The following is a 12785-nucleotide window of genomic DNA, read 5'->3' on the forward strand; positions in this document are numbered from 1 at the left end:
GAAACCCCATGAGTTTTGCCATTGCCGGCCTGACCAACGCCAACGAGTTCTACAGCCAGCACTACCTGGACGAGATCCTCGAAAAAGACCTCAAGCCGTTGTTCGACCAGTGGAAGGAGCAGGGCGCCGACAGCCCTATCGCCCGTCTGCGCGCGGCCTCCGGTGCTAACGGCTACTTCCGTGCCCGCCAGCGCTTCCTCACCGAACGCAAGGCCAGCGAGCGGGCCAGCCTGTTCATCGATCTGGTGCAGCCGCTGCTGCAGGCCATTGGCTACCAGTTGGCGCCGGAAAGCCTCGCCCTGGCTGATGGCGAACTGCCGGTGCTGGCCACCTACCGTGATGCCAAACACCAGCCGCTGTTGGTGATCGCCGCCGCCATTGCCGGAGTCGATGACGAAGAGCTTGGGCCGCTGCAGCTCAAGCCGCAGGCGGCCGACAGCCACGGCAAAAGCCGCCAGGCCGACAGCGATTGGGAAGAAATCCTCAGCCGTCGTCTGTTCGCTGACGACCACCCGCCGCGCTGGGTGCTGCTGGTGCACCACGAAGAATGGTTGCTGATCGAGCGCAGCAAGTGGGGGCGCAAGGCGCTGCTCAGCTTCAAGTTGCCCGACCTGTTCGGCCCGCGTGACGACAAGCTGCTGCGTGCCTTGGCGGCGCTGGCGGGCAGCCAGTCCGTGCTGCCTGCCGAAGGTGGTGTTGCCCTGCTCGACAGCTTGGACGACAACTCCCACAAGCATGCTTTCGAGGTCTCCTCCGACCTCAAGTACGCCCTGCGCGAATGCATCGAGCTGATCGCCAACGAGGCCATCTGGTACAAGCGCACCGTGGCCAAGGAGAAGGTCTACGAGCGCAACGACACCGACCTGGCCGAGCAGCTCAGCCGCGAAAGCCTGCGCTACATGTACCGCCTGCTGTTCCTCTTTTACATTGAGGCGCGCCCCGAGCTGGGCTATGCGCCCATCGACGCCGAGGCCTACCTCAAGGGCTACAGCGTCGAGCACCTACGCGAGCTGGAGCGGACTCCGCTAACCACCAGCGAGGCGCTGGAGGGCTACTACTTCCATGAAAGCCTCAAGCAGCTGTTCGGTCTGATATGGCAGGGCTTCCCGCGCCGCGCGGACAACAGCGGGCAGATGGACTTTACCGCAGGGCACGATCTGCTGCTCGATACCGGTTTTACCATTGCCCCGCTGCAGGGCCATTTGTTCGACCCGGCTCGCACTCCGTTGCTCGGTAGCATCAAACTACGCAACCGCGTACTGCAGCAGGTGATCGCGTTGATGTCGCTCTCCCGCGGCAGCAATAAACGCAGTCGTGGCCGTATCAGCTACGGCACCCTGGGTATCAACCAACTGGGTGCGGTGTATGAATCCCTGCTGTCCTTCCGTGGCTTCTTTGCCGAGGAAGATCTCTATGAAGTTCGCCCCGACCCCAAAGGCAAAAAAGCCAGCACGGGCGAGGAGGGGGAGGACGCCGATAGCGAGGACGATCTCGACAGCAGTGACGAGCCGGAAAGCTCCGACGCGGACAAGAAGAAGGACGCCGAGCTCGACCCGCTGGAGGCTGCCTATTTCGTCCCGGTCAGCGCCATCGGCCAGTACACCGACGCTGAGCGCCTGTTTGGTGGCAACCCGCGTAAATACGCCAGGGGCACCTTTATCTACCGCCTGGCCGGTCGCGCGCGGGAAAAGTCCGCTTCCTACTACACCCCGGAAGTGCTCACCCAGTGCCTGGTGGAGCATGCGCTAAAGGAAATCCTCCCCGGCAAAACGGCGGATGAGATTCTCCAGCTCACCATCTGCGAGCCAGCCATGGGCAGCGCTGCGTTCCTTAACGAAGCCGTAAACCAGCTGGCCGAAGCCTACCTGCAGGCCAAGCAGAAGGAGCTGGGCCAGAGCATCCCGCACGAGCAGTACACCGAAGAAAAGCAGCGGGTGAAGATGTACATCGCCGACAGCAATGTCTTCGGTGTGGACTTGAACCCCATTGCCGTGGAGCTAGCCGAGGTTTCACTCTGGCTTAACGCCATTTTCAAGGGCAGCCATGTGCCTTGGTTTGGCCTGCAGCTGTATAACGGCAACTCCCTGGTCGGCGCCCGCCGCGAGGTATTCAGCACCGCCCAGCTTACTCCCGGCAAGGGCGAGAACGGTTTGCCCGAGCGCGACTGGCGCGCTGCTGCGCCCAAGGCATTGCCGCTGACGCAGGCTCCGCAGGCCACCGATATCTACCACTTTCTGCTGCCCGCTGAGGGTATGGGTATGGTCAGCGACAAGGTGGTTAAGGCGCTGGAGCCAGCGGCCTTCGAGCAGTTCAAGCAATGGCGCAAGGCCTTTACTGCGCCGCTGACCAAGGATGAAGTGCGTCGCGTGCAGGCGCTGAGTCAGGCCGCAGAAAAGCTCTGGCAGCAGCATGCAGAGGAGCTGGCGCGGGTGCGCAAGGCCACCTGCGACGAACTGCACGTCTGGCCCGATCCAGCCGCCAATCGTGCCCCCACCAACACCGCGCAGAAGGACGCCATCTACCAGCGCGATATGCTCAGCGAAGCGCAGAAAAACGCCAGTCCCTACCGTCGCCTAAAACTGGTGATGGATGCCTGGTGCGCCCTGTGGTTCTGGCCGCTGGACAAGGCCAGCGAGCTGCCCAGCCGAGAACACTGGTGGTTTGTGCTAGAAACCGTGCTGCTCGGCAATGCCAGCCTGATTAGCGCCCAAGCTGATGACCTGTTTCCGGAAACCCAGTCGCAACAGGGGCTGGACTTTACCCCCGAGCGCGACCGCTACGGCCATGTTGATATCGCCTCGCTGGTCGAGGCCCTGCCCCAGCTGCAGGTGGCGCAGCAGGTGGCCGGTCAGCAGCACTTTATGCACTGGGCGCTAGAGTTTGCCGATGTGTTCAAGACGCGTGGCGGCTTCGATGTGATCCTCGGTAACCCGCCGTGGATCAAGGTGGAGTGGAACGAGCAATCACTGCTTTCGGACTTCGACCCGCGCTTTGCCATTCGCAAGCTCAGTGCTTCAGACACTGCAAAGCAGCGTGAGGCCGTTTTTGCTGCGTTGCCGCTGGCCAAGGCGGATTATCTGAGTGAATGCGTGGCCACAGAGGGTATGGGGCAGTTCCTTAACGCTACGCAGAACTATCCGTTGCTCAAGGGCCAGCAGAGCAACCTATACAAATGCTTCCTACCGTTGGTGTGGCAGGTGGGCAGTGGTGTGCAAGCGCTGCTGCATCCGGAAGGGGTCTATGACGATCCCAAAGGGGGCGAGCTACGCGCAGCGCTCTATTCGCGCCTGCGGGCGCATTATCAGTTTGCCAACGAATTGATGCTGTTTGCTGAGGTCCACCACCACACCAAATACAGCGTCAACGTCTACGGTACTGCTCTAGCAGCGCCGGCCTTTTGGCACATCGCCAACCTGTTTGCGCCGTCCAGCGTGACTGCCAGTTTGCGGCATGTAGGCGGCGGTGCCATTCCCGGCATAAAGCGTGACGAAGGCGGCTGGAATACTGCTGGTCATGCCAGCCGAGTGATTGAAGTGGATGAGTTGCTACTTTCCACATTCGCCCAGTTATATGACGCGCCTGGTACATCGGCACTGCAGGCTAGGCTGCCTGCCGTACATAGCCGTGAGCTGGTTTCGGTGCTGGACAAGTTTGCCCATGTGCCACGTCGTCTTGGTGACCTGCAGGACGATTACTTCACGTTGGAAATGTGGCACGAAACCGGTGCGCAAAAGGACGGGACTATTCGCCGCCGTAGCACCGGCGAGCAGGGTTTTGTCAGTGATCCGGCTGAGTTTGTGATGTCCGGCCCACATTTTTTTGTCGGCAACCCACTCAACAAAACCCCACGCGCAGTCTGTACCCAGAACAGCCACTACGATGTGCTCGACCTCGAAACCTTGCCAGACGACTATCTGCCGCGCAGTAACTATCGGCCCGCCTGCGATGCCGCTCAATATGCCCGTCGTGTGCCGCGGGTGAGCTGGGTAGAAGAGGGGGAGCGCGAGGCGAGAGCGGTGACGGGGTATTACCGCTTGACGGCGAGGACAATGGTAAGTCCTTCAGCAGAGCGAACCTTGATTCAATCAATCATTCCCAAGGGAATGGCGCATATTGATTTGGGCTTTTCAATTGCTTTGCGTGAGCAAGCCCTTGCTCCTCACTTCAATGCGCTACATAGCTCCGTGCCTTACGACTTTTTCATGAAGTCATCTGGTAAAACCCACTTCCGCAATGAAGTGGCGAAGTTGCTACCAATACCATTAGGGCATGAGCGCGAGCTTACCATTAGGGCGCTGGCGCTCAACTGCCTCACCATCCACTACTCAGACCTTTGGCGTGACTGCTGGCAGCCGGCTTTCCAACAGGACCGCTGGGCCAGCAGCGACCCGCGCCTACCGCAGGATTTCTTCACTCAGCTTACCCCCGAATGGCAGCGCAACTGCGCCTTGCGCAGCGACTACGCTCGCCGTCAGGCGCTGGTGGAAATCGACGTGCTCGCCGCCCAGGCCCTCGGCTTGACCCTGGACGAGCTGCTGACCATCTATCGTGTGCAGTTTCCGGTGATGCGCCAGTACGAGCGCGATACCTGGTACGACGCCAATGGCCGCATCGTCTTCACCGCCAGCAAGGGCCTGGTCGGCGTCGGCCTGCCACGCAAACCCGGTAAGAAAGACGAGCCCTGCACCCTGGTCCACCCCGACGGCCGCCGTGAAAACAAACGCCTCGGCTGGGACGACGTAATGCCCAAAGACGGCAAGCCCCAGCTCGCCGACGGCACCGTCATCGAGCGCATGGTCCTGGACGACACCCAACCCGGCGGCCCGATCAACCGCATCATCCGCTACACCGCCCCCTTCACCCTCGCCGACCGCGAAGCCGACTACCGCGTGGCCTGGGCCTTTTTTCAGAATAAAAACCTATCCGCCGCTGCTGAAGCGCCGGTTGATGCTGGAGTTGAGCAATGATTGGCAGTTATATCGAAGAGACCCTGAAGTCGGTATCGGCAGCAACCGTTACCGAGGCGTTCTGTCTAGTGATGCTGGCGATTTTTGCCCTATCCGTCTGGCAGGGTAGGAAGGGGCGACACGATCAGTTTCTTGAGCATGCGCCAGCAGTTCTGGTTTCGCTGGGCATCCTAGGGACATTTGTCGGGATCGTGATTGGTCTGCTGGATTTTGATGCCCATGACATCAAGGGCAGCATCGAGGGTTTGCTCGATGGACTGCGCACGGCTTTCATCACCAGCCTTGTGGGTATGACCCTCTCCATCCTGTTGAAGGCGCTGGATGCTTGGTGGTTTGCGCCGGCTCGCGGTCGTGCGGAGCAACCGGATAGTGTCACTCCCGAGCATATCCATGGCGTGCTCACTCAGCAGGTCAAGCTGCTGGAGGGACTCAATCAGTCACTGGCCGGCAATGAGGAAGGCTCGGTAGCGGGCCAGCTGAAGTTGATGCGCACCGACGTAAGCGATTTCCGCAATGGTATTGATCGCACCCATCGCGAGTTCCAGGAAAAGCTCTTCCTGCATCTGACCCTGTTCGGGGAGATGCTGGCCAAGTCGGCCACCGAGACGGTGATCGAGGCGTTGCGTCAGGTCATTCAGGATTTTAACAAGCACCTTGTGGAGCAGTTCGGCGATAACTTCAAGGCGCTAAACGAGTCGGTTGGCAAGATGAATGAGTGGCAGGAACTCTACAAACAGCATGTAGAGACCCTGGAGGCGCGGATCGAACTGGCGATTAACGAGCTAGAGCGTACTGCCACAGCCAACGAAGCGATCAGCCGCTCCCTGACCAGCTCGGAACAGTCCATCTGCTCTATTGATAACCATTGCCAGAGCATCCCAACGGCTATCGGCCAGCTGGAGCCTGTACTGCAGGTCAACCAGCATCAGATTCAGGAGCTGCAACGGCATCTCGACGTCTTCATTGCCATGCGCGACCAGGCCACCAGTGCAGTGCCGCAGCTACAGCAGCACATGGAGACACTCTCTAAGGAGCTGTCCGCCGGCATTCAGGGCGTAATGATGACTATGCACGAAGGCGCGCAGGAGTTCGGCCGTTCGGTTGACCTCACCAATGCAGCGTTGACTGAGTCAGCACACGTTGTGAGTAGTAAGTCCGAACAGATTGCTGAGAATATGCAGGACGCCGCGCAGGAGTTTGGATCATCGGTGCGTGGAACCCTCGAAAGCATGCTGAGCAATTCCCAAGCACTGGAGCGTCAAATGGGGCAGGCGGTTGAGCAGGCTGCCAGCTCCATGGCCGAAGCGTTCCGCCAGGCAACCGGGAAGATTCAGGAAGGCCTGACCGGATCAGTGGAAGCCGCCATGAATACCCTGCGTTCCAGCGTGGAAGGCAGCCTGAGCCAGACCGAGGCGCAGATTCAGGGTTCGGCAAATCGCACCATGGGTGCCGTGGAAGCCCAGGTGCGCGAAGCCACTGAGCGTGCCAGTGCCTCACTGCAGATTCAGCTCAATGCCATGGACCAAGCCATTGGCCGCGAGCTGGAGAAAGTCTTCAAGGAAATGGGCTCGGCGCTGGCCACCATCTCCCGGAGGATTGCTGATGATCATGCCGAATTGACGCAGCGGGTACGTGCCTGATGAGTGCGGTGGACAGCCTTTTTCGCAGCCGGCGTTCGAACAAGGAGGATGCCGAGCACTGGATCGGTATTTCTGACCTCATGTCCGGGCTGATGATGATGTTCCTGTTCATCGCTGTGGCCTACATGTACTACGTGCAGGTTGAGCGGGACAACATCAAAGAGATTGCCGTTGCCTACAAGGACACCCAGGTAGCGATTTACAACGACTTGGTTAATGAGTTCGAGACGGATTTGCCGCGCTGGAATGCCACTATCGAGCGCGACACTCTGGAGGTGACCTTTAATAACCCTGAGGTTTTATTCCGTTCCGGCTCGCCTGAGCTGAACCCGCAGTTTAAGTCGATCCTGGCGGACTTCTTCCCGCGCTATGTGGCGGTGCTGTCTCGCTACCGCAAAGCCATTGAAGAAATTCGTATCGAAGGACATACCAGTAGCGATTGGGGAACCCTTCACGGCGAACAGGCCTATTTCCCGAATATGGCTCTCTCCCAGGATCGGACACGTACCGTGCTGCAGCATGTGCTCTCGCTGCTGGAGGCGGGCGATGATCGGGAGTGGGTGCGTTCAAGCTTCGCCGCGGTGGGTTACTCCTCGTCGCGACGAATTATTGATAGCGCTAGTCAGATGGAAGACGGGGCTCGCTCTCGACGTGTCAATTTCCGAGTGATTACTAATTCGGAGCTGCAAATCCGTAACATCATCGAGAGGCTTGATGGAAATCAGGGTTGATTTTTCCGAGCTGTGGGCTCAGGTCAAGCGGCTGAGCGATGCTCCTGTTGAGTTTGACTGGGTGGCCGCGGCGCAGCTTGATCCGATCGATATTGAGCTGCTGGAGGGGCGTGAGGTCCGCCTGGAAGATCTGGATGTCATCAACGGACTGTTAAGCGTCGATGGGCGTCAGGTCTTGCTGTATATCCCCGATCAGTTCTCTCCAGTCGATGTGGTGCAGGCTTCGCCCGATAAGGGTAAGCGGTTCCATGTGGCGGATTGCAAGACTTTGGCGGATATGCGTGCTAAGGGACGCTTCGAGCGCTATCTGGTTACCAATAATCTGACCGGTATTTTCTCGATCAGCGGCAAAAACAGTCGAGGTGTTCCGGAGGAGCTTGATTCACGTCTGCTGGTCTGCAAAAACTGCCTGGAGAAGCTCAATTACCAGAACTATTGCCATGACAGCGCGCGCTCGCATATCTGGCATCGTTTTGAAATTGCACGCTTCTTCGAGACCTACAGCACTAGCTTCACCTATCTGCCGCGCAATCTCGGTCAGCGCGCTATCGGCAATGCTTACACGGCGGACTGGGCTGAGGTGTCTGCTGATGTGCGGAGAAGGTGTGGATTCAAGTGCGATGGCTGTGGCCTGGATCTGAGCGAACATCGCCATCTGTTGCATGTTCACCACATCAACGGAGTTAAGCAGGACAACAGTAGCGCAAACCTTCGTCCCTTGTGCGCAGACTGCCACCGTAAGCAGCCACTGCATGAGCACATGTTCATCTCTATGACCGATATGCAGCTTCTGACGCGCTTGCGTCGTGAGCAGAATATAACCGCTGATGATTGGGCGCACGTGCTTGAGCTGGCCGACCTTTCTGTGCATGGTGCTTTGATGCATGCGCGGCACAAAGGGTTTGAGGTGCCTGAAGTCGGTTACGGGGTTATGAATCAAAACCGCGTGATCATATTCGAGGCAGAGGTAGCTTGGGAGTTCAAGCGTATCGCCATCAGTGTGACTCAGGCACCTGAAATAGAGGGTTGGACGATCCTGAGCCCAGCTGACTTCATCAGTCGTTTTACATGAAGTAGCTATGTCGCTCACATAAAGATGCCCCCCTTCTCCATTGAATACTCCATCCCATCAGGGACGATGAATCATGTCTTACGCTGGAATATCTGTTCGCGAAGCTCTGGAAAAACTCAATGCTCCCAATAACGGCTGGTACCTACCGCAGGTGCAGCGCCAGTACGTATGGGGTGCTCGTCATGAGTCTGAAGACTATGTGTGCCTTCTGCTCGACTCCTTACTCCAGCGCTACCCGATTGGAGGCGTAGTACTCTGGGAAACGGATCAGAAGGTGCCGTATCGCTATTTCGTCCAGGATTACCTACCAGGCCACTATGCGCGTCAGGTAGACGAGGGGCGGTGGGGCGCAGCCAAGGCTCTGGTGTATGACGGTCAGCAACGCTTGCAAACGTTGTACTCGGTGCTTCGACATCGTTTCAACGGGCGCATTTTGCACTTCGATTTGCTGTTCGACTCAGCAACAGCTGAGGCGGATGAGACTGGTTTTCTGTTTCGTGATGCTGGCGCGGAAGCGGATCCGCGCTATCTGCGTATGACCGAGCTGTCCTGTTTGCGTTGCAACGAGGATGAGAAGGTCGACCTGGAGGATCGTGCTCTAGTTGCAGCGGCAGATGACAAGGGCTTGAAGCTGCGTGTGCGAAGAAACCTGAGCGCCTTGTGGGACATCTTCGTAGATACCAATCACAAATCGATTGCTTATTTTTCGGTGAAGGCTGACTGCGGATTCCACGGTCATCTGGCCACCCATTCCATGAGCATCTGACCACCGATTCCATGGTGATCCGGCCACCCATTCCACGCGTATCCGACCACTGATTCCACGGCCATCCGGCCACTCAACCGGGCAGGCAGTAACGCAGGATTTCTTCACTACCATCGACCTCTTTTTCGAAGCAGAGAGGTCGTCGTGGAGCGTTTATCCATGCGTAAGATTCGCGAAGTACTTCGTCTCAAGTTCGAGGTCGGGCTATCGGCTCGCCAGATTGCAGTCAGTGTGCAGGTCGGTCGTGTCACCGTCGGCGATTACCTCTGTCGCTTTGCCGCCAGCGGCCTCAGTTGGCCCTGTTCGTTGTCCGATGCGGAGTTGGAGCAGCAGCTGTTCCCGCCATCGCCGGCGGTGCCCAGTGAGCAGCGGCCACTGCCTGATTGGTCTTGGGTGCACGCCGAGCTGCGTCGCCCCGGCGTGACCTTGGCGCTGCTCTGGCAGGAGTATCGCCTCAGCCAGCCGAAAGGCTTTCAGTACAGCTGGTTCTGCGAGCACTACCGGGCCTGGCAGGGCAGGCTGGACGTGGTGATGCGTCAGGAGCATCGCGTCGGCGAGAAGTTGTTCGTCGACTACGCCGGGCAGACGGTGCCGGTGATCGACCGCCACAGCGGCGAGATCCGCCAGGCGCAGGTGTTCGTCGCGGTGCTCGGCGCATCCAGCTACACCTTCGCCGAAGCCACCTGGTCGCAGCAGTTACCTGACTGGCTGGGCTCCCATGCCCGCTGCTTCGCCTTCCTCGGCGGCGTGCCGGAGATCGTGGTGCCGGACAACCTGCGAAGCGCGGTGAGTAAGAGCCATCGCTACGAGCCGGACATCAACCCCAGCTACCGCGATCTGGCCGAGCACTATGGCGTGGCGGTGGTGCCGGCGCGGGCACGCAAACCGCGCGACAAGGCCAAGGCCGAAGTCGGCGTGCAGGTGGTCGAGCGCTGGATCCTCGCCGCGCTGAGGAACCGCCAGTTCTTCTCCCTGGATGAACTCAACAGCGCTATCGCCGGGTTGCTGGAGCGGCTCAACCGACGACCGTTTCGCAAGCTGCCGGGCTCCCGGCACTCGGCCTTCGAAGCCCTGGATCGTCCAGCGCTGCGCCCACTGCCGGAGCAGCCCTACGTCCATGCCGAGTGGAAGAAGGCGCGGGTGCACATCGACTACCACGTCGAGGTCGATGGGCACTACTACTCGGTGCCGTACCAACTGGTGAAGAAACAACTGGAAGTACGCCTGACAGCGCGCACGGTGGAGTGCTTCCACGCCAATCAGCGGGTGGCCAGCCACCTGCGCTCAGCGCACAAGGGCCGGCACAGCACACAGGCCGAGCACATGCCCAAGAGCCATCGCGAGCACGCCGAGTGGACGCCGCAACGGCTGATCCGCTGGGCCGAGCAGACCGGACCGAACACCGCCGGCGTGATCGGCCACATCCTCGAACGGCGCATCCACCCGACTCACGGCTACCGGGCCTGCCTGGGCATCCTGCGCCTGGGCAAGACCCATGGCGAAGTGCGTCTGGAGCTGGCCTGCCGTCGCGCCCTCAGCCTCGGTGCGTGCAGCTACAAGAGCCTCGAATCGATCCTGCGCCAGGGTTTGGAAAGCCTGCCGTTGGCTCAAGCCAACCTGCCCCTGCTGCCGGACGACCACGCCAACCTGCGCGGCCCCGGCTACTACCACTGAACCCAAGGAAACTCACCATGCTGCCCCATCCGACCCTGGACAAGCTGCAAACCCTGCGCCTGCACGGCATGCTCAAGGCGCTGAACGAACAACTGAAAACCCCGGACATCGACAGCCTGAGCTTCGAGGAACGCCTCGGCCTGCTGGTCGACCGCGAGCTGACTGAACGCGACGACAAGCGCCTGAGCAGCCGCCTGCGCCAGGCCCGGCTCAAGCACAACGCCTGCCTCGAAGACATCGACTACCGCAGCCCGCGCGGGCTGGATAAGGCGCTGATCCTGCAACTGAGCGGCGGCCAGTGGCTACGCGACGGCCTCAACCTGATTATCGGCGGCCCCACCGGCGTGGGCAAAACCTGGCTGGCCTGCGCCCTGGCCCACCAGGCCTGCCGAGAGGGCTACAGCGTGCGTTACCTGCGCTTGCCGCGCCTACTGGAGGAGTTGGGCCTGGCTCACGGCGACGGGCGCTTCGCCAAGCTGATGAGCAGCTACGCCAAGACCGACCTGCTGATCCTCGATGACTGGGGTCTGGCCCCGTTCACCGCCGAACAGCGTCGCGACATGCTGGAGCTACTGGATGATCGCTACGGCCAGCGCTCGACCCTGGTCACCAGCCAGATGCCGGTGGACAACTGGCACGAACTGATCGGCGATCCGACCCTGGCCGATGCCATCCTCGACCGCCTGGTGCACAACGCTTATCGGATCAATCTGAAGGGGGAATCGATGCGCAAACAGACGAAGAAATTGACGACACCGAGCGCCTCAGACTAACAATGCAACCCCTGCGTCGCTGCGCTCCGACTGCCCGGCCGGATGGCCGTGGAACAGGTGGCCAGATGGCCGTGGAATGCCTGGCCAGATGAGAGTGGACTGGGTGGCCGGATGGCGTGGAATCCGCAGGCTGACACCGAAAAAGAGGTCAACGAGGTCTTTCGCAGACTGAATACCGGTGGAATTGCACTGACCCAGCTGGAACTGGTATTGGGTAAGATCAAGGCAGTCCAGTCCGATTACGAAGAAAAACTATGGGCGCTATCGGAAGCCATCACCAAGAAAAGTGGCGGAATTGTGTTCTCCTCCACGTCGATCCTGCAGTTTTTTCACCTGCTCATTAAGAACACTATCCGCATCTCGGAAGCTCGATTGGATGCTGAAGACATCCCGGCATTTCTGGATATTTTGGAAAATGACTCGGAGCCGTTGGTTGAGGTTTTCAGTGGCTATTTGAACGGTCTTTTCAGCATCAATCATGCTTCGATTGTGCCTCGCTGGCTGGCGATCTTGCCTATTGCAGCGTACCTGACAGAGCTCAAGCGTCATGGTCATGAGTGGCGTATTCGTACTTGGGATGAGTCCGAAGTACGGCTTGTTCATCAGTACTTCCTGCTCTCCCAGCTATGCGACTGGAATACTCAAACCATGGTCAATGCTTTTGCCCGAGAGGCGATGGAGGCGGGGCGAAACAATTGCTCGTTCCCTCTAGATGCAATCCGGCAGATTGCGGTTGAGAAGAACCGAACCGGTGAGCTTAATGAATACCAGTTGCTCAGCCAGCCCTGGCTGTCCACCAAGGTGCTCATGCCTGGTCGAAGCTACGTGTTCCACGACAGCAAGCCTCAGGTTGATCATATTTTTCCGCTTAAGCTTGATGGGCAAGATGAGGCCTACCAAGAAGCTGTCGATGTGCTTTGGAACTTCCAGCCTGTTCCAGCGGAGGTGAACAACTACAAGCGGGCACGCCACCCTGGTGAGTTTTTCAAAGCTGCTGATGGCAGTAAGTACTTTGGAGCCTACGATTTCGTCCCAGACATACATAGCGAGCTCTGGGACGCGCCCTTAGCGTTTGTTGCTGAAAGAAGGAAGCACATGCTTGCAGCTCTTGAGAATCTTTATGGGCTAAAGGTGGTAAAGAATGGCGATGAGGGGCTTTAGT

General features: G+C 59.1%; 8 protein-coding genes. All 8 read left to right on the top strand.

The window, feature by feature from the left end:
- Positions 1-8 precede the first annotated feature (8 nt).
- The 8 genes from J5X93_RS10155 (at position 9) to J5X93_RS10190 (ending at position 12784) form a co-directional block, all read left to right on the top strand.
- A complete protein-coding gene (locus J5X93_RS10155) occupies positions 9-4967 on the top strand; it encodes an Eco57I restriction-modification methylase domain-containing protein (protein ID WP_250034795.1) in 4959 nt (1652 codons plus the stop codon).
- On the top strand, positions 4964-6607 hold the full coding sequence (locus J5X93_RS10160; protein ID WP_250034798.1) for a coiled-coil domain-containing protein: 1644 nt from the start codon (positions 4964-4966) through the stop codon (positions 6605-6607). The genes J5X93_RS10155 and J5X93_RS10160 overlap by 4 nt, the downstream gene beginning before the upstream one ends.
- Positions 6607-7338, top strand: coding sequence for an OmpA/MotB family protein (locus tag J5X93_RS10165; RefSeq protein ID WP_250034800.1), 732 nt, complete (start codon positions 6607-6609; stop codon positions 7336-7338). Before J5X93_RS10160 ends, J5X93_RS10165 begins: the two co-directional genes overlap by 1 nt.
- Positions 7322-8410, top strand: a complete 1089-nt coding sequence (locus J5X93_RS10170) for a hypothetical protein (RefSeq protein WP_250034802.1) — start codon at positions 7322-7324, stop codon at positions 8408-8410. The genes J5X93_RS10165 and J5X93_RS10170 overlap by 17 nt, the downstream gene beginning before the upstream one ends.
- A gap of 73 nt (positions 8411-8483) precedes the next feature.
- A complete protein-coding gene (locus tag J5X93_RS10175) occupies positions 8484-9176 on the top strand; it encodes a DUF262 domain-containing protein (protein WP_250034803.1) in 693 nt (230 codons plus the stop codon).
- 159 nt (positions 9177-9335) lie between these two features.
- Entirely contained in the window at positions 9336-10850 is a 1515-nt protein-coding gene (gene istA, locus J5X93_RS10180) for an IS21 family transposase (protein ID WP_218816148.1), read from the top strand.
- 17 nt (positions 10851-10867) lie between these two features.
- Positions 10868-11623, top strand: a complete 756-nt coding sequence (gene istB / locus J5X93_RS10185; protein ID WP_250034212.1) for an IS21-like element helper ATPase IstB — start codon at positions 10868-10870, stop codon at positions 11621-11623.
- Positions 11624-11671: 48 nt separating this feature from the next.
- Positions 11672-12784 carry a hypothetical protein gene (locus tag J5X93_RS10190; RefSeq protein ID WP_250034805.1) on the top strand — a complete coding sequence of 371 codons (1113 nt, stop codon included), beginning with the start codon at positions 11672-11674 and terminating at the stop codon, positions 12782-12784.
- Position 12785 lies beyond the last annotated feature (1 nt).

Source organism: Pseudomonas sp. BYT-1, assembly GCF_023611805.1.
Lineage (GTDB): Bacteria > Pseudomonadota > Gammaproteobacteria > Pseudomonadales > Pseudomonadaceae > Aquipseudomonas > Aquipseudomonas guariconensis.

Coding starts and splice junctions, on each gene's coding strand:
- J5X93_RS10155 (WP_250034795.1), top strand. CDS start 9: ATGAGTTTTGCCATTGCCGGCCTGACCAACGCCAACGAGTTCTACAGC.
- J5X93_RS10165 (WP_250034800.1), top strand. CDS start 6,607: ATGAGTGCGGTGGACAGCCTTTTTCGCAGCCGGCGTTCGAACAAGGAG.
- istB (WP_250034212.1), top strand. CDS start 10,868: ATGCTGCCCCATCCGACCCTGGACAAGCTGCAAACCCTGCGCCTGCAC.
- istA (WP_218816148.1), top strand. CDS start 9,336: ATGCGTAAGATTCGCGAAGTACTTCGTCTCAAGTTCGAGGTCGGGCTA.
- J5X93_RS10170 (WP_250034802.1), top strand. CDS start 7,322: ATGGAAATCAGGGTTGATTTTTCCGAGCTGTGGGCTCAGGTCAAGCGG.
- J5X93_RS10175 (WP_250034803.1), top strand. CDS start 8,484: ATGTCTTACGCTGGAATATCTGTTCGCGAAGCTCTGGAAAAACTCAAT.
- J5X93_RS10160 (WP_250034798.1), top strand. CDS start 4,964: ATGATTGGCAGTTATATCGAAGAGACCCTGAAGTCGGTATCGGCAGCA.